The following is a 23,907-nucleotide window of genomic DNA, read 5'->3' on the forward strand; positions in this document are numbered from 1 at the left end:
GCCGCCTGCGGGTTCACGGATTCAGGAACGGCCATGGACAGGAGCAGGGACATCGGCGCGGTCTTTCGCGCGCTGCATTCGTCGGCGGACGCATTCGTCATCCCAAATCCCTGGGATGTCGGCACCGCGAAATTCCTGGCCTCGCTCGGCTTCAAGGCGCTCGCCACCACGAGTGCCGGCTACGCCTTCTCGCGCGGACGGCCGGACGGCGGCATCGCGTTCGACGAGATGATCGCCCACTGCAAGGAACTCGTCTTGGCCACCGACCTGCCGGTCTCGGCGGATCTGGAGAAGGGCAAGGGAGACGCGCCGGACTTCGCTGCCGAGACGGTGTTCGCCGCCGAAGCCGCCGGTCTCGCCGGCTGCTCGCTCGAGGATTTTTCGGGCGACGAGACGAATGCGATCTACGATTTTTCGCTCTCGGTCGAGAGGGTCGCCGCCGCAAGCGAAGCGGCACGGTCGCTCCGGCGCGACTTCGTGCTGACGGCGCGCGCGGAGAATTTCCTGCACGACCGTCCCGACCTCGACGACACGATCCGCCGTTTGCAGGCATTCGAGCAGGCGGGAGCCGACGTGCTCTACGCGCCGGGACTCACCAGCATCGAGCAGGTGAAGGCGGTCTGTTCGGCTGTCACGAAGCCGGTCAACATCCTCGCGGTTCCGAGCTTTTCCGTGCAGGAGCTCGCCGAAGCCGGTGCCAAACGCATCTCGCTCGGGTCGAAGCTCACCACTGCGGCCTTCGGCGTGGTGGAAGCGGCGGCGCGCGAGATGCTGGATCAGGGGACATTCGAGTTCTCGCGCAAGGGCTATTCCTTCGCCCGGCTGCAGGCGCTGTTTTCGGACTGACCCCCGCCCCTCGCAGAGGCGCCGAACAAAAACGCATCTGGGGCGTTCTCCTGCGTCACCATTCAGCAGGAGCAATATCATGCCCGACATCGCGCAATCGAGGATCGCGATCCTCGCCACCAACGGCTTCGAACAGTCGGAACTCGAGGTCCCGCTGTCGAAACTGCGGCAAGCGGGCGCAACCGTCGAGGTCGTGTCGCTAGAGAGCGGCGAGATCAAGGGGTGGGACAAGAAGGACTGGGGCGAGCCCGTTGCAGTGGACCGCGTCCTCGATCAGGCGAACGCTGCCGACTATGACGCCATCGTCCTGCCGGGCGGACAGATCAATCCGGATCTGCTGCGCGTCGAGAAGAAGGCGGTGGATTTCGTGAAGGCCTTCTCGCGCGCCGGCAAGCCCGTCGCGGCCATCTGCCATGCACCATGGCTCCTCATCGAGGCAGACCTGGTCAAAGGCAAGCGGGTGACCTCGTACCACTCGATCAGGACCGACATGATCAATGCCGGTTCGAAGTGGGAAGATTCCGAAACCGTGCGCGACGGCAACCTCATCACCGCGCGCAATCCCGGCGATCTCGACGCCTTCGTCAAGGCGATCGTGGCCGCCGTCGAGGGGATTTCGGAAAAACGTTCCGCCGCGGAGTAGCGGATCGACTCCAGCGGCGGCGGATGCGGCGCCGAGGCTTTTTCCTCGGCGCCGTCTTCGCTTTGCCGCGCATCTTGAGAAAACTATTCCTTGCCGAACGCTGGTCATTGAGGTTTCGTAGCGCAGGTTGACCTCCCGCAGGTCGATGGAGGAGCAGAGCCATGAGCGAAATCGACAAGGCCGCACGCAAGCCGGGGCGGGGACGGATCTACTCTTCCATAACCGAAACGATAGGCGACACACCGATCGTGCGGCTGGACAAGTTCGCCAGGGAGAAGGGGATCGTCGCCAACCTGCTGGCAAAACTCGAGTTCTTCAACCCCATCGCCAGCGTCAAGGACCGCATCGGGGTCGCCATGATCGAGGCGATGGAAGCGGACGGCCGCATCAAACCAGGCGAGACGACACTCATCGAGCCGACGTCGGGCAACACCGGAATCGCGCTCGCCTTCGCGGCGGCGGCAAAGGGCTACCGCCTGATCCTGACGATGCCGGAGACCATGTCCATCGAACGCCGCAAGATGCTTGCGCTGCTCGGCGCCGAACTCGTGCTGACCGAAGGTCCCAAGGGCATGAAGGGGGCGATCGCCAAGGCCGAGGAACTCATGTCCACCATTCCCGGCGCGGTCATCCCGCAGCAGTTCGAGAACCCTGCGAACCCCGAAATCCACCGCAGAACGACCGCCGAGGAGATCTGGAACGATACCGGCGGCGAGGTCGATATCTTCGTCTCCGGCATCGGCACCGGCGGGACGATCACGGGTGTCGGTCAGGTGTTGAAGCAGCGCCGGCCGGGGCTGAAGGTGATCGCGGTCGAACCCGAGGCGTCGCCGGTACTGTCCGGCGGACAACCCGGACCGCACAAGATCCAGGGCATCGGCGCCGGCTTCGCACCGAAGATCCTGGACACGTCGGTCTACGACGAGGTGATCGCCGTCTCGAACGAGGACGCTTTCGCAAATGCGCGGCTGCTTGCCAGGATCGAAGGGGTGCCGGTCGGAATCTCTTCGGGTGCGGCGCTTCAGGCGGCGGTCGTGGTGGGAAGCCGCGCCGAGAACGCCGGCAAGACCATGGTCGTCATCATCCCCTCCTTCGCCGAGCGCTATCTGTCGACCGCGCTCTTCGAAGGATTGGGCTGATCCGCGGCTATCAGGAGAATCTCACCCGTGAATCGACGGTAACCGGCCGCTGGCGGCGCGCGCATGCAGGCCCCGGACCGCGCATGTAGTGCCGTTCCGGCCGATAGCTCGGCATCACGAATTCGCGGATTGCGCAGGCGCAACCGAAGATGCTGCTCAAGAACGTCATTGTCCCGTGTCCCGATGTCCGGATGTCCCTTCCGAAACATGCACATCCTACCAGCCGATTCTGAACGCCCGGTGAATCGCGCCGGTAACGAATGTGTCCGTGCTGACGAATCGTAGCTTTTTCGTGAACGCCGGACGGATTTCCGAGGGCTCCGGCGGCGCCCTTCCCAACCGGCGGTACGCATCCTAGAAGGCGTGCGGCGCCAGCGAGACAGAAACGGAGCCTTCCAATGCCGAAACAGACCCTGACGTTCGAATCCATGGGCGGTCTCCTCGGGGAGGAACTCGGCGTCTCGTCCTGGATCGCCGTCGATCAGGACATGATCGACCGGTTCGCCGACACGACACAGGATCGTCAATGGATCCATGTCGACGTCGACCGCGCCCGCCGCGAAAGCCCGTTCGGAACCACGATCGCTCACGGATATCTGACGTTGTCGCTCATTCCGGTCATGAGCTACGAGATCGGCGCCCGCCCCGCGGGCGTCGCGGCCACGCTGAACTACGGCCTGGACAAGGTCCGGTTCCTGACACCGGTTCGTGCGGGATCTCGCGTGCGCATGCGCACGAGGCTCTTGTCGTTCGAACCGAAGGGCGCCGGTCAGTTCCTGATGAAGTCGCTGAACACGATCGAGATCGAGGGCGAAGAGAAACCTGCCCTGATCGCCGAAACCCTTGCCCTGCTCATACGGGACGCCGCGACATAACGGCGCGGCCCGGTCTTCCCCCGGCCGTAACCGCCCGGCGGGGAAGTCGCGGAAAACATGACATTTCCACTCAAGTCAGTTTAGAATTGTTCTAAACTATTGATTTGAAAACATTTTATCCCCCCGCCTGGAATTGACAGGAGTCGGAGGTGGAGTCTTTATGCCGCGACCACGGGTTGCTCGCGGCGCCACGCAGCGTGCGGCCGCCTGTTTCCACCCGCAACCTAGGAGGAGACAATGCCTAGCTCTGCAATCTATACGACGCGTCGCATGGCGGCTTGCGCCGTCGCCGCGATCATCCTTTCGCCAGCCGCGAACGCGCAGACGGACTATCGCCCGGTCCTCGAGACCTACTCGGACATCGCGCTGGCAAAATACGAGGATTCGCTCGCGGCCGCGAAAGCGCTCGACGAAGCGGCGGATGCGCTCATCGCGGAACCGTCCAAAGAGACGATGGAGGCGGCGCGGTCGGCCTGGAAGACCTCCCGCATCCCCTACCAGCAGACCGAGGCCTATCGCTTCGGCAACCCGATCGTGGACGACTGGGAAGGCCGCGTGAACGCCTGGCCGCTCGACGAAGGCCTCATCGACTACGTGGATGCGGGCTATGGCACCGAATCCGACGACAACGCGCTCTACACCGCCAACGTGATCGCCAATCCCGCCATCGAAATCGGCGGATCGGCGGTGGACGCAAGCGAGATCACGCCCGATTTCCTGGCGGCAACGCTGCAGGAAGCCGGCGGCGTCGAAGCCAATGTCGCCACCGGCTACCACGCGATCGAGTTCCTCCTCTGGGGCCAGGATCTGAACGGCACCGGACCCGGCGCCGGGGACCGGCCCTACACGGACTTCGACACGGCGAACTGCACCGGAGGAAGTTGCGAGCGCCGGGCGCAGTACCTCGACGCCGCGACGGACCTCCTTGTGTCGGATCTGGAGGAGATGGTCGGCAACTGGCAGCAGGGCGGGGCAGCGCGCCAGAACCTTCTGGACGGCGATCCGAAAGCGGGCGTCGCCGCCATCCTCACCGGGCTCGGCTCACTCTCCTATGGCGAACTGGCCGGCGAGCGCATGAAACTCGGCCTCCTGCTGCACGATCCGGAGGAAGAGCACGACTGCTTCTCGGACAACACGCACATCTCCCACCTCTACGACGCGGTAGGCATCCGCAACGTCTACCACGCCAAATACTCGCGCACGGACGGCAGCACGGTGGAGGGTCCTTCCGTGTCCGATCTCGTCAAGCAGGTCGACCCCGCGCTCAACGAGGAGCTTTCCGGAAAACTCGACACGACCGTCGCCGCGATGGAGGCCATGGAGGAGCGCGCGAAGGGCGGCGAGGCCTATGACCAGATGATCGGCGAGGGCAACGAAGAGGGCAATGCCGCCGTGCAGGCGGCGATCGACGCGCTCATCGACCAGACCCGATCCATCGAACGCGCCGTGGCCGCCCTGCAACTCGACGGCATAGCGTTCGAGGGGTCGGACAGCCTTGACAATCCTGACGCCGTATTCCAGTGAGCGAGCGTGGTAATGTTATTACATAACATACTGCCAGATTCATCGGGGAACGTTCGGGCATGAGGATACTTCGCACCACTTCGCTGTCGGCCGCCTGTGCCGCGGCTTGCACGATCCTGCCGGGCAGCGTTCTCGCAGCCGATCCGGCGAAAGTCCCGATCGTGGTCGAGACCTACCGTTACATGGAGGGGACGCTCGATCTGGAGTTCGGCAACGACTGGGTGTTCCGTGCCGACGATCCCGGCGCGGAGGTCGATGACCTCTATTTCCTCGGCGAACTCGGGGTCAGGCTTGGACTGACGCCGATCTTCGCGATCAACCTCGGGCTGACCGCCGAATCCGTTCTCGATCCGGAGCCCTTCGAGGGCCGGGCCTTCGGCGACATCGGCCTTTACGTCGACACGCTGAACCTCGAAGCGCAACTCGGCGCGGCAAAGCTGTTCGCCGGAAAGTTCGGCCCGGCTTTCGGCACCGCGTGGGACATCACCCCGGGCGTCTACGGGACCGAGTTCGCAGAGGACTACGAGCTTTCCGAGCAGATCGGCTTCGGCGCGGCGTACGAGTTCGACGCCGGAACCGCGGGAAAGCACACGCTGGGCGGTCATGTCTTCTTCGTCGACACGACCTTCCTTTCGGATTCGATCTTCACCCGCCGCGGCAGGGTCGGTATCGACGACGGCGGGATCGCAAACACCGAGACGCTGAACAACTTCTCGATCACGCTCGACGGCACCGAGATCGAGGCCCTGCCCGGCTTTTCCTACAATCTCGGCTACCGCCACCTCTCGGCCGGCGCTACCGAGACGGCGGACGAGGACGGGTTCGTGGCCGGTCTCGCCAAGGAGACCGCGTTCGCGAACGGCATGGTCCTTGGCTTGAACGGCGAGATCGCTTATTTCTCGGATGCGGCCGGCGTGGCCGGCGACGACGCCGTGTACACCACTGTGGGGCTCTCGATCGCGAACGGACCCTGGCATGGCGAACTGGCCGGAACCGTCCGCAGGTTCGATTTGGCCGGGGCTGGATCGACGAGCGATCATATCGCCCAGGTCTCGGCCGGATACGGGTTCGAGAACGGGATCGACGTCAGCGCCGGCTACGCACATGTGCGCGAAGCCGACCTCGACTACGACATCATCGGACTGAGGTTGACGAAGAGTTTCGAGTTTACGAGCCGCAAATAGGAAGACCATGCTCGTCTGTCATTGCAACATGATCACCGAAAAGGAGATCGAGCAGACCATCGTCGGCCTGCTCGATGCCGATCCGTGGCAGCTGATCGTGCCTGCGAAAGTTTACCACGCGCTCTCGAAGCGCGGACGCTGTTGCGGCTGTTTCCCAAATGTGGTGGAAACGATCATCCGGGTAACCGAGGACTACCACACGCGTTCGGAGGCGAACGCCGTGGAAATCGTTTCACACCTAGACCGCGTACGCGGATTGCGCGGTCAATACGGGAGCAGGCGTCATGAAGGGCGAACCACAAATCATAGAGCGGCTTAACGAGGCCCTGTTTCTGGAACTCGGTGCCGTCAACCAGTACTGGCTCCACTATCGTCTACTGGAAGACTGGGGATATCTGAAGCTCGCAAAGAAGGAGCGCGAGGAATCGATCGAGGAGATGCATCACGCCGACAAGCTGGTCGCGCGCATCATCTTCCTCGAAGGCCACCCGAACCTCCAGTCGGTCGGGCCGCTCCGGATCGGCGAGAACGTCAGGGAAGTGCTGGAATCGGACCTTGCCGGGGAATACGACGCCCGCACCTCCTACAAGAAGTCGCGCGAGATCTGCCAGGAACTGGGTGACTACGTCACCATGAACCTGTTCGAGGAACTGCTGAAGGACGAGGAAGGCCATATCGACTTCCTCGAGACGCAACTCGACCTGATGAAGTCGCTCGGCGAGGAGAAGTACGGCCTCCTCAATGCCGGGCACGCCAACGAGGACGACTAGGACGTGAGCGCATGCGGCCCCTGAGATCATATGCGTGCCGCACGCGCTTTTCCGTCTCGCGCCTGGACCAAATCCGGGTTTCTGCCGGAACGACCGGCTTCGCCTTTGCCGTCGCCGCCTTAGCGGTGGCGGCAAGCGCCTTCGCGGCGGAGATCGCTGCCATTCCTTCGACGCGCGGCGATCTTTCCGCCGAGGATATCGCCCGCGTCGAGAGGGTGACGCGTCCGACGGACGACTTCTCCGCGCCGGAGAAATTCGAGAACATGCAGGGCGGCGCGGCAACCTCGCGCAAGCTCGTCAACGCCGACGCCTTCTCCAATTTCTCGGCCAACCTCACCTTCGCCGAAGAAGAGACGTTCAAGCTCGGCAACGCCCTGTTCCGCAAGCTGTGGGTATCGTCGCCCTCTTCCACACAGGCCTCCGACGGCCTTGGACCGCTGTTCAACGCCCGCGCCTGCCAGAGCTGTCATCTCAAGGACGGTCGCGGCCATCCACCGGCAGGCGGCGACGCAACCTCCATGCTGCTTCGCCTGTCGCGGGCGCCGCGAACGCCTCAGGAGCAGGCGCTCCTGAAGGACAAGCAGCTCCTCAACCTGCCGGACCCGGTCTATGGCGGCCAGCTGCAGGATCTGGCGGTTCCAGGCCTCAGATCGGAGGGCAAGGTCGATGTCGCCTACGAAGAAGTCGCGGTCACCCTCGGCGACGGAACCGTGATTTCGTTGCGGCGGCCGGACTATTCGGTCTCCGATCTCGCGTACGGCCCGATGGACGTCAGCACGACGCTGTCGCCGCGCGTCACGCCGCCGATGATCGGCCTTGGCCTCATTGAGCAGATCCATCCGGCCGACATCCTGGCGCTGGCCGATCCGGACGACGCCGACGGGGACGGCATCTCCGGACGGCCGAACGTCGTGCGCGATGCGGCCGGCCAGCTGACCCTCGGGCGCTTCGGCTGGAAGGCGCAGACCGCCTCGATCCGGCAGCAGGCGGCGAACGCGTTCGCGGGCGACATCGGCATCTCGACGCCCGACGTGCCCAACCATTGGGGCGAATGCACGGAGACGCAGACCGATTGCCTCGCAGCGGCGAGTGGCGTGCAGGAGCGTCTGGGCGATACCGAAGCGCCGGATCCGGTGCTCGACCTCGTGACCTTCTATTCGCAGAACCTGGCTGTGCCGGCGCGCCGCGACGTCGCTGTTGTGCAGGTGCTGCGTGGCAAGGAGATGTTCTATGCCCTTGGCTGCACTGGCTGCCACACGCCGAAATACGTCACCCGGCGCGACGCGCCCAACAAGGCGCAGGCGTTCCAGCTGATCTGGCCCTATTCCGACTTCCTGCTGCACGACATGGGGGCCGGCCTCGCGGACTGGCAGCCGGTGGGCGACGCGCGCGGCGGCGAATGGCGCACGCCGCCGCTCTGGGGCATCGGCCTTACCGAGACCGTCAACGGCCACACCTTCTTCCTGCACGACGGACGGGCGCGGAATCTCACCGAGGCGATCCTTTGGCACGGCGGCGAAGCGGAAGCGGCGCGCGACGGCTTCAAGGCTATGCCGAAGCAGGACCGCGAGGCATTGATCCGGTTCCTGGAGTCGCTCTGATGCGTTTGCGTTTCCTGGTTGCCCTGGCCGGCCTCGGGCCGGCCTTCTCCACGCCCGCCTTCTCGCAATCCCAGGACGACGCCGTGGCAATGGTCACCGGCGCTCTCCACGGCTACATCCAGCCCGCCTACCAGGCCTTCGCGACGGCGGCGGACGAGTTGCACAAGCAGATCGGAACGCTCTGCCAGGATCCGTCCGCAAAAACGTTGGAAGCGGCGCGCGCCGGTTTTGACGAAGCGGTACAAGCCTGGGCCGGCATCGAACTCGTCCACTTCGGGCCGGTGACACAGGACAACCGTCTCGAACGCATCTTCTTCTGGCCGGATCGCCGCAGCATCGGCCTCAAGCAGGTGCAGGGTATTCTCGCCACCGAAGACGCGTCCGCCACCAGCCTCGACACGCTGGTGCAGAAGAGCGTCGCCGTGCAGGGTTTCGGCGCCCTGGAGTTTTCGCTGTTTGGAACCGGCAGCGAGAACCTGGCGGAACAGGCTGGCTTCCGCTGCGATTACTCGCGCACAGTCGCCGCCAATCTGGACGAGATCGCCGGCAAGCTCAGCGCCGGCTGGAACGACGGGGAAGGCATCGCCCGGCTGTGGACCGAGCCCGGCCCGGACAATCCGCTATACCATAGCGGCGAGGAATCGCTGTCGGACCTGATCGACATCGCCATCCACGGTCTCGAACTGGTTCGGGACGTGCGGATCAACGGATTCCTCGCCGAACTATCGGACGAGGACCAACCCAAGCAGGCGCTGTTCTGGCGTTCGTGGCAGACGATCCCGGCAATACGATCGAACCTCCGGTCTATCGGCGGGCTGCTCGACGCGGCCAGGATTGAGGAGCACCTTCCGGAAGACAATAGCTGGATCGCCGGTTCCATCCGGTTCGAACTCGCCAATGCCGACCGCGCGCTTGCGGCACTCGGTGACGAACCGATTGCCGACATCCTTGCCGATCCGGAACGGCGCGCGAAACTCGACTACGTGCGCATCGTCACCTCCGGCCTGTCGGACCTGATCGGCCGACAACTGAGCGGCGAGTTCGGACTGACTGCGGGCTTTTCCTCGCTCGACGGAGACTGACCGTGCGCGCGCCGAAGCACGGGTTGATCGACCGCCGCCTCTTCCTCAAGGCCGCTGGTGCCGGGTTCCTCGCGAGCCTCGCGCCTGAAGCGGCTATGGCCGCCCTTTCCGCCGACGCGGTGTTCGCCACCGCCTTCGTCGATCGCGACCAGCGCTACGGCGTCGCGGTTCTCTCGGAACGCGGCGAGATCCTGCACCGCCTCGACCTTCCGGACCGAGGCCACGATGTGACCTTCGATCCCGTCACCCGCCGCTCCGTCGCCTTCGCGCGGCGGCCGGGCACATTCGCGGTCGTGTTCGACCATGCCGGCCGCACCGAACCCGTGACCATCGCCAGCGCTGCCGGCAGGCACTTCTTCGGCCACGGAGTTTTTTCGCCGGACGGCCGGCTGCTCTACGCGACGGAGAACGATTTCGACGCGGCAGCGGGGATGATCGGCATCTATGACGCGACGGATGGTTTCAGGCGGATCGGGGAGTTTTCCACGCACGGCATGGACCCGCACGAATTGCTTCTCATGCCTGACGGGCGCACGCTCGCCATCGCCAACGGCGGGATCGAGACGCATCCGGATTTCGGCCGCGCCAAGCTGAACATCGCCACGATGGAGCCATCGCTCGTCTTCATCGACCGCGAGACGGGCGATCTCGTGGAAAAGCACAGGCTTCCTTCCGCCCTGCACAAGCTGTCGATCCGGCACATTGTGATCGACAATGCGGGATCGATCTGGTTCGGCTGCCAATACGAGGGGCCGGCGCTGGACCAGCCGCTGCTGGTCGGAACCGCGCGGCCCGGCGACGAGATGCGCCTGATCGACATGCCTCCAGACGTGCTCGCCGGCTTCCGGAACTACATCGGTTCGGTCGCGGCCAATGGCGACAGCGGCACCGTCGCCGTCTCCTCCCCGCAGGGCAACCAGATGGCCGTCATCGACGCCGTGACGGGCAAGATTGTCGCCCGGCGGGACATGTCCGAGGTCTGCGGACTGGCCCCGGACGGCGCTGATTACCTCGCCACCACTGGCGAGGGCCGCGTGGTCTGCGCGTCGTCGGGCGGCGACCGGACGCTGCCCGAATACGTCTGGGACAATCACATCCTGCGGATCGGCTGATATTTCCGGCTCGGTGCCGGAGGGGTCAGAGGTCCAGCGGCGCCATCGAGAGTTCGGCAGCGGCGCTGATCGCGGAAATCAGCGCCTCGCCCGCGTCCTCGATGGAGCCATCATTGGCGATCGTAGCGAACGCGCCGGAAACTCCCAGGCTTGGTTCCGTGCTGCGCGAAAGGCGCGCCGCCACTTCCTCCGCGCTTTCGCGGCCTCGCGCCATCAGACGGGCGGAAAGCGTCGCATTGCTGGCGACGACAGCCACGACCGAGACGTTCCGGTAGCGCGTCCGCAGCGCCGGTATCGCCTTGCGCGACAGGTTGGCGACGACCGTATCCCCGGCCGAGATATGCCGGTCGACGCTTTCCGGCAGGCCGTAGCGCAGTCCGTGCGCCTCCCAGGAGAGCGCGAAGGCGCCATCAGCCTCGGCCCGCTCGAACGCCATGGGAGAGAGCGTGTCGTGGTCTTCGGTCGATCCGTCCGCCGCCCGCGTGATGACGCGCCGCACGAAGTGAAACCGGCCCCGGCCCTTCTCCGCAAGCCGCGCCTTCGCATAGCCGATCAGCGTGTCCTTGCCGGCCCCGCTGGGTCCGACGACCGCCACGAACGCGCCCTGCCGCTCGCGCGCGTCGAGACCGTTCCTGCCTCGTGAAGCCGGACGTTCCATCAGGCGACGCGGCGTCCTTCCCGCCAGACCGAACGAACCACCGGGATATGTTCGTCGACGCGCACGCGTACGAGGTCGGCCCGCTTGCCGATCGCGATCTCGCCCCGGTCGTCCAGCCCCGTCGCCGCGGCCGGGTTCCTGGAAACCATCGCCACCGCCTGCGGCAGCGAGATCTGGTCGACCACTTCCCCAAGGAAGAAGGCAGACTGGATCAGGCTGAAGGGGATGTAGTCCGACGAAAGAATGTCCAGGCAGCCGCGTTCGGCGAGTTCGCGGGCCGAGACGTTGCCGGAATGCGAACCCCCGCGCACGACGTTGGGCGCGCCCATCAGCACCCCCATGCCGGCGCGCTTGGATGCGCTTGCCGCTGTGAGCGTCGTCGGAAACTCGGCGACCGCTATCCCCTGCCCGATTGCTTCCTCGACGTGCTCGGCCGTCGCGTCGTCATGGCTCGCCAGCACGATTCCCCGCGACTGGCACGCCTGCGAAAGCGCGACACGGTGGCGTGCAGAATTGCGCGCAGACTCGTTCATCCGCTTCTGGCAAAACGCTTTGAACGCCTCATCCGTCAGCTTCAACTTACCTTGATAATAGGAGGCGTAGTTTTCCAGGTTCACGAACTGGCGCTGGCCCGGTGCATGGTCCATCAGGGAGACGAGCCTGACGCGCTCGTCGCCATCAAACAGCGCGAAACCTTCCAGGCAGTCGTCGGCCGAAACCTCGCACCGCAGATGGAGAAAATGGTCGGCGCGCAGGCGGTCCTTGCGCACTCCGTCCTCGATTGCATCGGCCAGATGGCGCACCTCGGCGGCGTCGATGTCGGCATCCTCGCCCAGCCCCACACGCAAGGCATCGAACACGGTCGTGATGCCGGACGTCGCCACCTGCGCATCGTGCGCCAGAACGGCGGCGAGCGGATTCCAGCGAACCTTCGGGCGCGGCGCATAATGGCCTTCAAGGTGATCGGTGTGGAGTTCGACCAGCCCCGGGATCAGGTAGTCGCCACCGAAATCCTCGCCTGACGCCACCTTGCCGGGCGAGACGTCTGCGACCAAGCCGTCGCGGATGACGACCGATCCATCGACGATCTCGTCGGCGAGAACGATCCTTGCATTGGACAATACGGTTTCGGCGGTCATTCAGGCGGACTTTCGTTGCTGCATCTGCCCCAACGGGCGGTGCGCCAGCACGGTGAACGGCGCGCCCGGTTCCGGCTCCACGAAGAGCGCGAGCGATGCGATGTCAAGCGGCTCGCCCAGCAGGGGACCGAAGAAGGCTTCCACCGCTCCGCTGAAGCGCGGGGCATCGGCATCCGATATCCGGCCCGAGAGGGTCATGTGGAAGAAGAAGGATTCGAAGACGTACGGGTATCCCCACTGGTGGAGGTACTTCAGTTCGGCCGGCTTCAGCGATTCGGGATTGCGCCGCGCGATGTCCGCATCGGTCATGGGCGCGCGAAAGCGATCGAATGCGACGACGACGTCGCTCGCCAGACGCTCCAGCGCCGGGCTCCGGTCGGCAGGCGTCAGTGCGAAGAAGCGGCTGATCTGCCTCAACTTCATGGCCGGGAGATATACTGGTTCGACGCTGGCGGAAAAGGTATCGAAGGCGGCAAGAAGTGCAGGCTCGCTCTCGCCTGGGGCCAGGGCAAACGGCGCCTTGAGCGTGGCGTGGAAACCGTAGCGACGCGCAGACGCCGTATGGTAGGCGAGTTCTTCCGCCGAAAGTCCGGGCACCGAAGGAGCCGGAACAGACGCGCCGGTGAAGGGATCGCGCCCGAGCCAACGCGCCGCCGCCTGCGTCAGCGGGTCGTCATGAGGCGGCGTGAAATAGATGGCATAGCGCATGGGAAACGGTCCTCGCCGAAGGCGACGGGATAGGCGATTTTCGTGACAAAATGACGAAGCCGCCGACGGCTACGGCCAGATAGCAAATCGGTCCGGCAAAGTCATCAAGAGCGGGACGAGCCCTCCATCAGGCGCTGGCGGAAAAAGTTCGAGATGTTGTCGAAGACGAAGACGACGATCAGGATGAGCACGACCATGTAGGCGACGTTCTCCCAGTCCTGGTTGGTGCGCATCGCCTCCCACAACTTCAGGCCGATGCCTCCCGCGCCGACGGCGCCGATGATGGTCGCCGAGCGCGTGTTCGATTCCCAAAAGTAGAGAGACTGACTGAGAAACACCGGAAGCACCTGCGGCAGGACGCCGTAGCGCTGCACCACTGCCGGGGCCGCGCCGACCGATCGGACGCCCTCGCGCTGCTTGTCGTCGATGTTTTCCAGCGTCTCGGAATAGAGTTTCCCGAAGGTGCCGGTGTCGGTGAAGAAGATCGCCGAGATGCCGGCCAGCGGGCCGGGGCCGAAGGCACGGGTGAAGAACAACGCCCATATCAGCATGTCGACGGAACGGAGAAAGTCGAACAGGCGCTTGAAGACCTGATTGGCGAAGAAGTTGGGCGTGATGTTGCGCGCCGCCGCGAAGGCGAGCGGAAATGCCAACAGCGACGCGAAGACCGTCCCCACGAAGGCCATGACGATGGTCTGCAGCAGCTTGATCCATACGTCGGCATGCTGCCATTCGGCATTGTAGAGGATGTTGTTCACGGCAAGAGCAAAGTTGGATATTTCGGGGACCAGCCGCGGTCCCGCCGCGATCAGCGACACGACTTCTCCGAAGGATTTGCCCCAGAAAGGCGAGTTCGTGTCGAAGACGAAGTTCTCCCAGCCCCAGAAACGGTGGCGGATCTTGACTTCGTCGCTCTCGATCTCGGCACGTCCCGAGAAACCGAAGCTGACGATGATCTTCCCACCGGTCGCGCGCTGCTGGGCCCAGGCAGGCAGGGGAGCGCGTGGGATCACGCTCTCGTTGCGCACGATGTCGACATCGAGGATTTCGGTCCCGCGCGTGACGGTGACGCGTCCTGGGCGGATATCGATCGCGGCCGTCGGACCGATCTCGACGACGGTCCGCACGATCTCCTCCTCGCGGACGGTTTCCGGCCCCCGTTCCGGGCTCTCTGGCGTCGCCGCCGGTTCGCGTTCCGCGGCGGGCGCGGTGTCCCCTCCGACCGGCCCGAGCAGGCTGCCGAACGAACTGTCCTGCCCGCCACCCGAACCTTTCGAGGTGTCCGGACCATTCACGACGCGTTCGACGACGGCGCGTTCGGTGGTCACCCAGCCCGGCTGCGGATTTTCTCCAAGCGGAGAGAAGCGCGGATAGGATATCACCAGGTGGCTTTCCGCGAATTCCACGTCCGGCCGGACTTCGTAGGAAACCCAGTCGGCGAGGTAGTTGCCGGCGATGTCCCAGTTGCCGTTCGACAACACCGTCCCGATGGAGAAGAACCACCAGGCGAAGACGAGGTAGAGCGCGATCCCGGCGGCGACCAGCGAGCCGGTGAACCGCTGCGCGAACGAGCGCTTAAAGAGCGCGGGATGGCGCGCAGCCACTTTGCCTATCTCGGATGCGGACAGCAGCGCCATGGTCTCAGGCCCCCCGACCGAACTCGAAGGCTTGCGAACCAACCAGGCGCTTGCGCATCCAGGCGGAGAACTGGTCGACGACGACGATCGTGGTGAAAAGGAGAAGGACGATGGCGAGCGTCTTGGCCTCGTGGCCGCGGCTGATCGAAAGCCTCAGCGCCTCGCCGATGCCGCCGCCGCCAACGGCGCCGATAATTGTCGAGGCGCGCACGTTGATCTCGAAACGCAGCAGGCCGTAGCTCAGGAAGTTCGGCAGCACCTGCGGGACGATGCCGAACCAGACCCGCTCGGTCCAGTTGCCCCCGGCGGCGCGCAGGCCCTCTTCCGGGCGCATGTCGGCGTTTTCGACCACCTCGAAGAACATCTTCCCCAGGGCCCCGATGGTATGGATCGTCACCGCGATCATCGCGGGTACGGCACCCAGCGAGAAGATCGCGAGAAAAAATCCCGAAATGACGATCTCGGGAAAGGCGCGCAGGATTTCCATGAAACGACGCACGAAGAAGCGCAGCCAGCGGTTCGCCACGAGGTTGCGCGCAGCGAGGAAGCAGAGCAGGAACCCCGCGCCGAAACCGATCAGGGTCGAGACCGCCGCGATATTCAGCGTTTCGATCATCTTGTAGAAATATTCGGGAAGATAGAGCGTCTCCGTGAGGTAGACCCGCCCTTCCGGATAGTCGAACTTCAGGCTTCCGTCGAAATGGGGCGAGGGCAGATCGAACATCGCCCGCCAGACTTCCCATCCGTCGCGCGGGACGAGCATGGAAATGAAATCGAAGAAATAAGGCAGCCGGTCGAAGAATTTGCCGGCATTGGTCTCGTTCGCGAACCAGAGCGACGCCGTCATGGCGGCAATGAAGACCCCGAACCCGAGCAGGGTGTACATGCGGCGGCGGCCCGCCAGTTCCCGCCAGTGGCGCTCGACGAGATGGCCCGTCTCGGAAAGCGGCGTCGCCGTCATGGTGGCCGTCATTTCGATCCCGCGCTGAACATACCTTGTCCGAACATGCAAGACGCGCCGCCCGCTGGTTCGCGGACGGCGCGTCCGGTTGGCTGATGCTTACGAGCCGATCTGCGCCTTACGGACGTCGATGATCGGCTGATAGAAGGCCGGAGTCACTTCCGTGAAACCCTTGAAGTCGCCGCCCTGGATGGCGGAGAAGCAGGCCGGATCGCTCTCGGGCAGCGCCAGCATGAAGTCCTTGAACTTGGTCTTCATGTCGTCGTTCATCGACGTGCGAACGACGATCGGGCCGTTCGGGATCAGCGGCGACTTCCAGATCTCGACGAGATCGTCCATGTCGAGGATGCCCTTGTCGACCATCTTGCGCAGGTTGCCGGAGGTATAGCCGTCCTTGAATTCGCCGACGCCCGAAGCCCAGGTGGTGCCGGCGTCGAAAGTGCCCTTGACGACTTCGAGAACCAGGTTCTCATGGCCGCCGCCGAAACCGGTCTCGGCGAAATAATCCTTCACGGCGACGCCGCCGAGGTCCTTCGGCAGGGTGACGACCGGCACGAGGTAGCCGGAGGTGGAGTCCGGATCGGCGAAGCCCAGCTTCTTGCCCTTGAGGTCGTTGAGCGACGTGAGGCCGGAATCGGCTCGGGCGACCATCACGGAGTGGTAGCCGGTGGAACCGTCGGTCTGGATCGTCGTCAGGATCGGGTCGACCGCTTCCGGGTTCTCCAGATAGACCTTGGCATAGCCCGAAGCGCCGAGTTCGGCGTAGTCGAGCGTGCCGCCGAGCAGACCCTGGATCACGCCGTCATAGTCGGCCGCCGGGAACAGCGACACCTTCTCGACGCCGAGAACGCCCGGGAGCTTGTCGACCATGCACTGGAAGTTGCGCAGCCGATCGGCCTCGTTCTCGCCGCCGAGAATGCCGATGCGGAAGTCCTTCAGATCCTCCGCCTGCGCCGAACCGACTGCGAGGGCGGCGAGCGCGACGGCGCCCATCAGTGCCTTTTTGAACATCGATGTCTCTCCTGTTGGATCCGGCTCGCGCCGGTTGCCTGGATTTCGTGGAGGCCCGTTACGCGGGCTACTCGATCCCGCCCGTCAAAAGCCAGCCAATGCCGGTTCCAGCGATGCGGTGGATGCCTTGACCTTCGGCCGGCGCGTATCGATGCTGGTCGAGGTGATTTCTTCAGAGATGTCCGATCCGTCGCTAACGGCGCCATAGATCATGCGGACGGCTTCGGTCGTCAGGTCCTCGGCCGGGCCGTCGAAGACGACCTCGCCAGCGGCCATTCCGACCACCCGCTCGCAATAGTTCCGCGCCGTGTCGAGCGTGTGCAGGTTGGTCACGACGGTGATGCCTTCGCGCCGGTTGATGTCGGCGAGCGAATCCATGACGATCTTGGCGTTCATCGGATCCAGCGACGCGATCGGCTCGTCGGCCAGGATGACCTTCGGCTGCTGCATGAGGGCGCGGGCGATCGCCACGCGCTGCTGCTGCCCGCCCGACAAGGTGCCGGCGCGCTGCAACGCCGCCTGCGCGATCCCGAGGCGCTCAAGCGCTGCTATCGCCGACGCGCGTTCGGCATCCGAGAAGATGCCCATCAGGTTGAGCGCGGTGGAACGGTGATTGAGACGCCCAAGGAGGACGTTGGTCAAAACGTCGAGCCGGGGCACGAGGTTGAACTGCTGGAAGATCATGGCGCAGTCGCGCTGCCACGCACGCAGCTTCGCACCCCGCAGGGCCGAGACTTCGACGCCGGAGAACTTGATGACGCCCTCGGAAGGGTCGATCAGGCGGTTGATCATGCGCAGCAGGGTCGACTTGCCCGCCCCCGAGCGCCCGATGACGCCGACCATCTGGCCGTTGGGTATGTCGAGCTCGACATTCTTGACGGCGACGTTACCGCCGAAGCGGCGCGTCACCTTGCGCATTTCAAGCATACGGCTCCCCGTTGTCGCGCTTTTTCGCGTCTACGGGAGAACCGGGTATCGAAGTTGGATGAAGCGGGGATGTCAGGCGGATGACGGTTTCGTTACAGTCCACAGCCGCGAGGGGCTGACGGTCAGCCGCCGTGCTTCTCAAGGAAGGCCTCGGCCGACAGGGCGCGAAAGTCCTCGAGTGCCGTGCGAAGCCGGTCGTGATCCCAGTTCCACCAGGCCAGCGCCTGGTAGCGCTCCGCGGTTCTGCGGTCGAAGCGCTCGCGGATCGGTTTCGCGGGGACGCCGCCGACGATCGTATAGGGCGCGACATCCTTCGACACCACCGCTCCGGCGCCGATCACCGCCCCGTCGCCGACGGTGACGCCGGGAAGGACCGTCGATCCATGCCCGAGCCAGGTGTCGTGGCCGATCGTCACCTTGTTGCCGCGCCGCCATTCGAAGAAGGCTTCCTCGTGGCCGGCGTCCTCCCAGTAGTCGGAGGCGCGGTAGGTGAAGTGGTGCAGCGTCGGCCGCCAGGTCGGATGGTTGGTGGCGTTTATGCGGACGGCGGCGGCGATGTTGGAGAACTTGCCGATCTCGGCGCACCAGACGCCGCAATCCTGCATCAAGTAGGAATAGTCGCCGATCACGCTCTCGCCGATGCGACAACGTTCGGCGACCTCCGTATAGCGGCCGAGCGTCGTATCGCTGACCTCGGCGGTGGGATGGACCAGGGGTTCGAGGGAAAGCCTGGTGCTCATGCCGCCACTTTTCCGGGTGCGAAGCGGGTGACGTCGATGACGGCGTCGGCGACCGCGTCGCGCACGTCCTGGTCGTGGAAGATGCCGAGCAGGGCGACGCCGGCCGCCTTCTTCTCGCCGATCATCTCCATCACGACGGCGCGGTTCCTGGCGTCCAGAGAGGCGGTCGGCTCGTCCAGCAGGAGCACCGGATGATCGGTGATGAAACCCCGCGCGATGTTGACGCGCTGCTGCTCGCCGCCGGAGAACGTGGCGGGCGGCAGCGACCACAGCATCTCGGGCAGGTTCAGCCGCGCAAGCAGTTCCCGCGCCTTGGCACGCGCATCCTCCCGATCAACGCCCCTGACCGCGAGCGGTTCAGCTACGACGTCGACCGCGGAGACGCGCGGGACCGTTCTCAGGAACTGGCTGACATAGCCGATCGTGTCGCGGCGCACTGCGAGTACCGTGCGCGGCGAAGCCGAGGCGAGGTCGATGAGGCGGCCGGCATGCTGGACGATGATCTGGCCGGTATCGGCGGCGTAGTTACCGTAGAGCATCTTGATGATGGAACTCTTGCCAACACCCGAGGGTCCGCCGAGCACGGCGCATTCGCCCGTCTTCAGGGCGAAGGACACGTTTTCCACGACCGGAAGCCGCAGCCCGCCGCGCAGATGCATGAAGAAGCTCTTGGAGACTTCCGAGACGACGAGGGGCGTTGGCATCGTCACACCTGCAGGATCGAGGATACGAGAAGCTGGGTGTAGGCCTCGCGCGGATCGTCCAGCACCCGGTCGGTGAGGCCGGTCTCGACCACGCGCCCGTCCTTCATGACCATCATGCGGTGCGACAGCAGCCGCGCCACCGCGAGGTCGTGGGTGACCACGATCGCCGCCAAGCCGAGATCGGTGACCAGTCCCCGCAGAAGATCGAGCAGGCGCGCCTGCACGGAGACGTCGAGGCCGCCGGTCGGCTCGTCCATGAAGACGAGGCGTGGACCCGTGACGAGATTGCGCGCGATCTGCAGGCGCTGGCGCATGCCGCCGGAAAAGGAGCGCGGCTCGTCGTCGACCCGGTCCGCTTCGATCTCGACTCGACCCAGCCAGTCGAGCGCGGTGGCGCGGATGTTGCCGTAGTGCCGGTCGCCCACTGCCATCAGCCGCTCGCCGACATTCGCACCCGCCGAGACCGTCATGCGGAGACCGTCGGCGGGGTTCTGATGGACGAAGCCCCAGTCCGTTCGCATCAGGAAACGCCGCTCGGCCTCGCTCATGCGATAGAGTTCGCGCCAGTCCCCGCCGCGCATGCGGTAGGAGACCGTGCCGGATGTCGGCAGCAGGCGCGTCGAGATGCAGTTGAGCAGCGTTGTCTTGCCGGAGCCGGATTCGCCGACCACGGCCAGGACCTCGCCGGGCCACAGTTCGAACGAAACGTCCTGGCAGCCGATGCGCTGCCCGTAGGACTTTGAGACGGCGGAGACGCGCAGAAGGGGCGTATCGGCGGTCATGGCAGCACTACCTTCTTCTCCTCCTCCTCCCTGGCGGGGGAGGAAAGCCGCCTCTCCTCGCAGAAGTCGGTATCGGAACAGACGAACATCCGTCCGCCGCGGTCGTCGAGAATCACCTCGTCGAGGTAAACCCCCTCGGCGCCGCAGAGCGCGCAGGGGCGGTCGAATTTCTGGATCTCGAAGGGATGGTCCTCGAAGTCGAGACTGACCACCCGGGTGTAGGGCGGGACGGCGTAGATGCGCTGCTCGCGGCCGGCGCCGAAGAGCTGGAGCGCGGCCGACATGTGCATCTTCGGATTGTCGAATTTCGGCGTCGGCGAGGGGTCCATCACGTAGCGCCCCTCTACCTTCACCGGATAGGCATAGGTGGTGGCGATGTGCCCGTTGCGGGCGATGTCCTCGTAGAGCTTGACGTGCATGAGCCCATATTCCTCGAGCGCGTGCATCTTGCGCGTCTCGGTCTCGCGCGGTTCGAGGAAGCGCAAGGGTTCGGGGATTGGCACCTGGTAGACCAGCACTTGGCCCTCCTTCAGCGGACGCTCGGGGATGCGGTGGCGCGTCTGGATGATCGTGGCTTCGGCGGTGTGGGTTGTCGTCTCGACGTCCGCGACCTTGCGGAAAAAGGCGCGGATCGAGACGGCGTTGGTCGTGTCGTCGGCGCCCTGGTCGATGACCTTGAGGACGTCGTCAGGCCCGACGATCGAGGCGGTCACCTGCACGCCGCCGGTACCCCATCCGTAGGGCATCGGCATCTCGCGGCTGGCGAACGGCACCTGATAGCCGGGAATGGCGATCCCCTTGAGGATCGCGCGTCGGATCATGCGCTTCGTCTGCTCATCGAGATAGGCGAAGTTGTAGGTGGCGAGGGCGCTCATGGAGTCACACGGTATTGCCGATCGCACAAAATTGTGCGAATTTGCTCGGAGGTGGAGACGGATGCGGATGAAGCGGGAAGCGCTGATCCGGGAACTGCGCGCCCTGGCCCGCAGGCGGGGGCTCGCCTTCGAGGTATTCACCGACAAGGGCAAGGGTTCGCACTACCGGGTTCGCCTTGGCGACCGCATGACCACGATCTAGTCGGGAGAACTGTCGAAGCTGATGGTGCGGACGATCAAGCGACAGCTCGGTATCGACTCCGACTGAGCCCACACGATGGAGGTCGCTATGGAATATGTGTATCGCGCCAGGATTGAAACCGATCCCGAAGGCGGGTTCTTGGTCACCTTTCCCGATGTTCCGGAAGCCATCACTAGCGGGAACACGACGGAGGAAGCGCGGGCCAATGCCGTCGAGGCACTCGGCCTTGCGCTTCGCGGCATCGTCGCGATGGACCGGCGATTGCCCCAACCCGTGGCAGGAAGCACCGCGCTGGTGCCCATCGCCGTCGATCCGGCGACGGCGCTGAAGCTGGCCGTCATCGACGCCTTTCGAGACTCGGGACTGACCAAGAGCGAGCTTGCCCGAAGGATCGGCCGCGCCGAGAACGAGGCACGACGCATCCTCGATCCGGATCATCCCAGCAAATTGCCGTTGCTCAGGGCCGCGCTGTCGGCTTTCGGCAAGGACATCGTCGTATCGGTGCGCGACGCCGCCTGATCTCCGCACGCCGCTCATTCGGCCGCTTCCTTGCGATCGTCCGGCTCGCTCGTGCCCCGCTCCTCGAATTCCCGGCGCATGCGGCGCACGAGGTCTAGCTCGGCCTGGAAGTCGACGTAGTGGGGCAGCTTCAGGTGCTCCACGAAGCCGGTCGCCTGGAGGTTGTCGGAATGGGCGATGACGAATTCCTCGTCCTGAGCGGGCGCCACCAGATCCTCGCCGAACTCGCTCGCCCTGAGCGCCCGGTCGCAGAGCGACATGGCCATGGCCTTGCGCTCGGACTGGCCCATGACCAGTCCGTATCCGCGGGTGAATTGCGGCGGCGCCTTCATCGACCCCTTGAACTGGTTCACCATCTGGCACTCGGTCACCCGGATGCGGCCGAGCGAGACCGGGAACGGCAGTTCCGGCACATCGAGCTCGATCTCGACCTCGCCGATCCTGATCTCGCCGACGAAGGGATGTGAACGGCCGTAGCCGCGCTGCGTGGAGTAGGCGAGCGCGAGCAGAAACCCCTCGTCGCCCCGCGAAAGCGCCTGAAGGCGGACGTCGCGCTGCATGGGATACTCCGCCGGCCTGCGCGTGATGTCGCCCGGCTCCTTTTCCGACGACATCGCACCGTCTGGTTCGATCAGCCCCTCGCCGGCCAGGATCTCCGTCACGCGCGGCATCGGCCCCGGTTCCGCCTCGCGCGTGGCCGGTTCGTCGACCGGCGCGTCGGTTGCGAGTAAGGGATCGAGGAGCCGGTGCGTGTAGTCGAAGGTCGGCCCGAGCACCTGCCCGCCGGGCAGATCCTTGTAGGTCGCCGACACACGGCGCTCGACCAGCATGGCCGCGGTGTCCACCGGGCGCGAGTAGCCGAAGCGCGGCAGCGTCGTGCGGTAGGCGCGCAGCAGGAAGATCGCCTCGATCATGTCGCCGCGTGCCTGCCGGATGGCGAGCGCGGCGAGTTCCCGGTCGTAGAGGGAACCCTCGGCCATGACCCTGTCCACCGCGAGCGCCAGTTGCTCGACGATCTGGTCGAGCCGGAGCCCCGGCACCTGCCGGTCGCCGCGGCGCCGGTCGGCCAGCAGGCGGTGGGCATTGGCGATGGCGGCTTCGCCACCCTTGACGGCGACATACATGGCGTCAGCCTTCCGTTGCGCGGATGCGTGTGGTGCGGGGTAGGCAGGCGACGCCTTCCGGCGACGCCAGGATCAGGTCGACGCCGCGCGGGAAGCGGGCATTGTTCTGCCGCCACTGCTCGCAGAAGTGCCGGGGGAGCGGGGTCGGCGCCAGGCTCGCAACCTCCTCAATGCCGGGTCCCTCGAGCCGGAGATCGCGACCGGCCGTAAGGCTCTCTACCTGGAGGATCAGCGTCGTCGACCGGTCGGGATATTCCTGCGTCCCCTGCGAGAAATTCTCCAGCGCGATCATTTCGGCAGGATTGGCAATCAGCGCGAAATGCGCGTCGGCGGGTATGCGGGCGGTCGGAGAACCGCAGTGGAACCCAAGCCAGCCCCGGACGTCGGCGGACGCCTCCAGGGCCGGATCGAGCCAGAGAGGCGTGTCGTGGTCGCAAAGGGTGAGCACGACCGCTCCGGCCGTCCCCGACAGCGGAGCCGGGGGGACGACCCGCGCCGTGACCGGGCGGAGCGTGCCCGGCCTCGCCATGGCATCCATGATCGCGCGGAACACCGACTGCGAGGCGAGCGGCGGATTGTCGAAGCCGCCCTCCACCGGCGCGGCCTCGAAAGACGGCACTGGACGTTCCATCAGTCTTCGCCTCTCACCATGGTGAAGAAATCGACCTTCGTGGCCGCGGTTTCGGCGCTTCGCCTTGCATCGGCCTCGGCCAGCCGGAACCGCAGCGGCGCAAGGATCCGCGTTTCGATTTCCGCCCGGCTCTCGGCACGCTGCCAGAGCGCGTCTATGGTCGCCGATATGCTGGCTTTTTCCTTGTCGGAGCCCAGAGCGTAGGAATGCCCGATCTCGCCGGTCGGCAGCTTGACGGTCGCCCGGGTCACGGTGGCTTCGCCGAAATTGAACGGCACGCCACCGCCGCCGATCCGCCCCCGCAACGTCACCAGTCCCGTCTCGGGACCCCGCAGCGGTTTCGCCTCGATCTCGATGTCGATGTCTCGCCAGACCTCGAAGAGCATCTCTCCGGGCGCGGCCGCAAGCGTCGCCATAGCCTTGCGGCGGCGCGCATTCTCGTCTCTCTCGCGGCCTCTCTCGTTCATGCTCGCCTCGCGCAATATTTGTCTATTGATATAGACAAGTAGACAA

The 23,907-nt window shown here is 65.1% G+C and carries 27 protein-coding genes; 13 read left to right on the forward strand and 14 right to left on the reverse strand.

All coding sequences use genetic code 11. From position 1 onward, the window contains the following. The first annotated feature begins 33 nt into the window (after positions 1–33). The 11 genes from ABGN05_RS06895 to ABGN05_RS06945 all read left to right on the forward strand — a co-directional run bounded on the left by ABGN05_RS06895 (position 34) and on the right by ABGN05_RS06945 (position 10,776). Positions 34–846, forward strand: a complete 813-nt coding sequence (locus ABGN05_RS06895) for an isocitrate lyase/PEP mutase family protein (protein WP_367953273.1) — start codon at positions 34–36, stop codon at positions 844–846. A gap of 79 nt (positions 847–925) precedes the next feature. Next, entirely contained in the window at positions 926–1,489 is a 564-nt protein-coding gene (locus tag ABGN05_RS06900; RefSeq protein ID WP_367953274.1) for a type 1 glutamine amidotransferase domain-containing protein, read from the forward strand. Positions 1,490–1,650: 161 nt separating this feature from the next. Beyond that, positions 1,651–2,628 carry a cysteine synthase A gene (gene cysK, locus ABGN05_RS06905; RefSeq protein ID WP_367953275.1) on the forward strand — a complete coding sequence of 326 codons (978 nt, stop codon included), beginning with the start codon at positions 1,651–1,653 and terminating at the stop codon, positions 2,626–2,628. A 398-nt stretch (positions 2,629–3,026) separates the two neighbouring features. Beyond that, on the forward strand, positions 3,027–3,503 hold the full coding sequence (locus tag ABGN05_RS06910; protein ID WP_367953276.1) for a MaoC family dehydratase: 477 nt from the start codon (positions 3,027–3,029) through the stop codon (positions 3,501–3,503). Positions 3,504–3,773: 270 nt separating this feature from the next. Continuing rightward, on the forward strand, positions 3,774–5,027 hold the full coding sequence (locus tag ABGN05_RS06915; RefSeq protein WP_373695920.1) for an imelysin family protein: 1,254 nt from the start codon (positions 3,774–3,776) through the stop codon (positions 5,025–5,027). 59 nt (positions 5,028–5,086) lie between these two features. After that, positions 5,087–6,211 (forward strand): hypothetical protein, encoded by a 1,125-nt coding sequence (locus ABGN05_RS06920; RefSeq protein WP_367953278.1) that lies wholly within the window; start codon positions 5,087–5,089, stop codon positions 6,209–6,211. Between the two features lie 7 nt (positions 6,212–6,218). After that, complete coding sequence (locus tag ABGN05_RS06925) at positions 6,219–6,530, forward strand: (2Fe-2S)-binding protein (RefSeq protein WP_367953279.1); 312 nt, start codon at positions 6,219–6,221, stop codon at positions 6,528–6,530. Next, entirely contained in the window at positions 6,496–6,981 is a 486-nt protein-coding gene (bfr, locus tag ABGN05_RS06930) for a bacterioferritin (protein WP_367953280.1), read from the forward strand. Before ABGN05_RS06925 ends, bfr begins: the two co-directional genes overlap by 35 nt. Before the next feature lie 11 nt (positions 6,982–6,992). Continuing rightward, positions 6,993–8,582 (forward strand): di-heme oxidoreductase family protein, encoded by a 1,590-nt coding sequence (locus tag ABGN05_RS06935; protein ID WP_367953281.1) that lies wholly within the window; start codon positions 6,993–6,995, stop codon positions 8,580–8,582. Then, the gene (locus tag ABGN05_RS06940) at positions 8,582–9,664 is read left to right on the forward strand and encodes an imelysin family protein (RefSeq protein ID WP_367953282.1); all 1,083 of its coding nucleotides are present in this window, start codon (positions 8,582–8,584) and stop codon (positions 9,662–9,664) included. Before ABGN05_RS06935 ends, ABGN05_RS06940 begins: the two co-directional genes overlap by 1 nt. A gap of 2 nt (positions 9,665–9,666) precedes the next feature. Continuing rightward, entirely contained in the window at positions 9,667–10,776 is a 1,110-nt protein-coding gene (locus ABGN05_RS06945; protein ID WP_367953283.1) for a DUF1513 domain-containing protein, read from the forward strand. 25 nt (positions 10,777–10,801) lie between these two features. On the opposite strand, the gene phnN is transcribed toward ABGN05_RS06945, so the two are convergent. The 11 genes from phnN to ABGN05_RS07000 all read right to left on the reverse strand — a co-directional run bounded on the left by phnN (position 10,802) and on the right by ABGN05_RS07000 (position 20,918). Further along, positions 10,802–11,434 (reverse strand): phosphonate metabolism protein/1,5-bisphosphokinase (PRPP-forming) PhnN, encoded by a 633-nt coding sequence (gene phnN, locus ABGN05_RS06950; RefSeq protein ID WP_367953284.1) that lies wholly within the window; start codon positions 11,432–11,434, stop codon positions 10,802–10,804. Beyond that, positions 11,434–12,573: an alpha-D-ribose 1-methylphosphonate 5-triphosphate diphosphatase gene (locus ABGN05_RS06955; RefSeq protein ID WP_367953285.1), complete on the reverse strand. Its 1,140-nt coding sequence runs from the start codon at positions 12,571–12,573 to the stop codon at positions 11,434–11,436. Before ABGN05_RS06955 ends, phnN begins: the two co-directional genes overlap by 1 nt. After that, the gene (locus tag ABGN05_RS06960) at positions 12,574–13,281 is read right to left on the reverse strand and encodes a DUF1045 domain-containing protein (protein ID WP_367953286.1); all 708 of its coding nucleotides are present in this window, start codon (positions 13,279–13,281) and stop codon (positions 12,574–12,576) included. A gap of 104 nt (positions 13,282–13,385) precedes the next feature. Then, positions 13,386–14,918, reverse strand: coding sequence for a phosphonate ABC transporter, permease protein PhnE (gene phnE / locus ABGN05_RS06965; RefSeq protein ID WP_367953287.1), 1,533 nt, complete (start codon positions 14,916–14,918; stop codon positions 13,386–13,388). Between the two features lie 4 nt (positions 14,919–14,922). Further along, a complete protein-coding gene (phnE, locus tag ABGN05_RS06970) occupies positions 14,923–15,891 on the reverse strand; it encodes a phosphonate ABC transporter, permease protein PhnE (protein WP_367953288.1) in 969 nt (322 codons plus the stop codon). Between the two features lie 87 nt (positions 15,892–15,978). After that, the gene (gene phnD, locus ABGN05_RS06975; RefSeq protein WP_367953289.1) at positions 15,979–16,890 is read right to left on the reverse strand and encodes a phosphonate ABC transporter substrate-binding protein; all 912 of its coding nucleotides are present in this window, start codon (positions 16,888–16,890) and stop codon (positions 15,979–15,981) included. 84 nt (positions 16,891–16,974) lie between these two features. After that, positions 16,975–17,817 carry a phosphonate ABC transporter ATP-binding protein gene (gene phnC / locus ABGN05_RS06980; protein WP_367953290.1) on the reverse strand — a complete coding sequence of 281 codons (843 nt, stop codon included), beginning with the start codon at positions 17,815–17,817 and terminating at the stop codon, positions 16,975–16,977. Between the two features lie 122 nt (positions 17,818–17,939). Then, positions 17,940–18,557, reverse strand: coding sequence for a DapH/DapD/GlmU-related protein (locus ABGN05_RS06985; protein WP_367953291.1), 618 nt, complete (start codon positions 18,555–18,557; stop codon positions 17,940–17,942). Then, positions 18,554–19,261: a phosphonate C-P lyase system protein PhnL gene (phnL, locus tag ABGN05_RS06990; RefSeq protein WP_367953292.1), complete on the reverse strand. Its 708-nt coding sequence runs from the start codon at positions 19,259–19,261 to the stop codon at positions 18,554–18,556. Before phnL ends, ABGN05_RS06985 begins: the two co-directional genes overlap by 4 nt. Before the next feature lie 2 nt (positions 19,262–19,263). Further along, positions 19,264–20,043, reverse strand: a complete 780-nt coding sequence (gene phnK, locus ABGN05_RS06995) for a phosphonate C-P lyase system protein PhnK (RefSeq protein WP_367953293.1) — start codon at positions 20,041–20,043, stop codon at positions 19,264–19,266. After that, on the reverse strand, positions 20,040–20,918 hold the full coding sequence (locus tag ABGN05_RS07000; protein WP_367953294.1) for an alpha-D-ribose 1-methylphosphonate 5-phosphate C-P-lyase PhnJ: 879 nt from the start codon (positions 20,916–20,918) through the stop codon (positions 20,040–20,042). The genes phnK and ABGN05_RS07000 overlap by 4 nt, the downstream gene beginning before the upstream one ends. 67 nt (positions 20,919–20,985) lie before the next feature. On the opposite strand from ABGN05_RS07000, the gene ABGN05_RS07005 reads away from it, so the two are divergent. Together ABGN05_RS07005 and ABGN05_RS07010 are read left to right on the forward strand one after the other, a co-directional pair. Continuing rightward, positions 20,986–21,120, forward strand: a complete 135-nt coding sequence (locus ABGN05_RS07005) for a hypothetical protein (RefSeq protein ID WP_367953295.1) — start codon at positions 20,986–20,988, stop codon at positions 21,118–21,120. Between the two features lie 87 nt (positions 21,121–21,207). Beyond that, complete coding sequence (locus ABGN05_RS07010; RefSeq protein ID WP_367953296.1) at positions 21,208–21,639, forward strand: type II toxin-antitoxin system HicB family antitoxin; 432 nt, start codon at positions 21,208–21,210, stop codon at positions 21,637–21,639. A 14-nt stretch (positions 21,640–21,653) separates the two neighbouring features. Here ABGN05_RS07010 and ABGN05_RS07015 read toward each other — a convergent pair whose 3' ends face one another. Genes ABGN05_RS07015 through phnG form a run of 3 tightly spaced genes read right to left on the reverse strand, consistent with a single transcriptional unit; the run spans position 21,654 to position 23,861 of the window. Next, on the reverse strand, positions 21,654–22,763 hold the full coding sequence (locus ABGN05_RS07015) for a carbon-phosphorus lyase complex subunit (RefSeq protein WP_367953297.1): 1,110 nt from the start codon (positions 22,761–22,763) through the stop codon (positions 21,654–21,656). 4 nt (positions 22,764–22,767) lie between these two features. Further along, positions 22,768–23,394: a phosphonate C-P lyase system protein PhnH gene (phnH, locus tag ABGN05_RS07020; RefSeq protein WP_367953298.1), complete on the reverse strand. Its 627-nt coding sequence runs from the start codon at positions 23,392–23,394 to the stop codon at positions 22,768–22,770. Continuing rightward, positions 23,394–23,861, reverse strand: a complete 468-nt coding sequence (phnG, locus tag ABGN05_RS07025) for a phosphonate C-P lyase system protein PhnG (protein ID WP_367953299.1) — start codon at positions 23,859–23,861, stop codon at positions 23,394–23,396. The genes phnH and phnG overlap by 1 nt, the downstream gene beginning before the upstream one ends. Positions 23,862–23,907 lie beyond the last annotated feature (46 nt).

The sequence above is a fragment of the Aquibium pacificum genome, from assembly GCF_040839445.1.
Classification (GTDB): Bacteria; Pseudomonadota; Alphaproteobacteria; order Rhizobiales; family Rhizobiaceae; genus Aquibium; species Aquibium pacificus.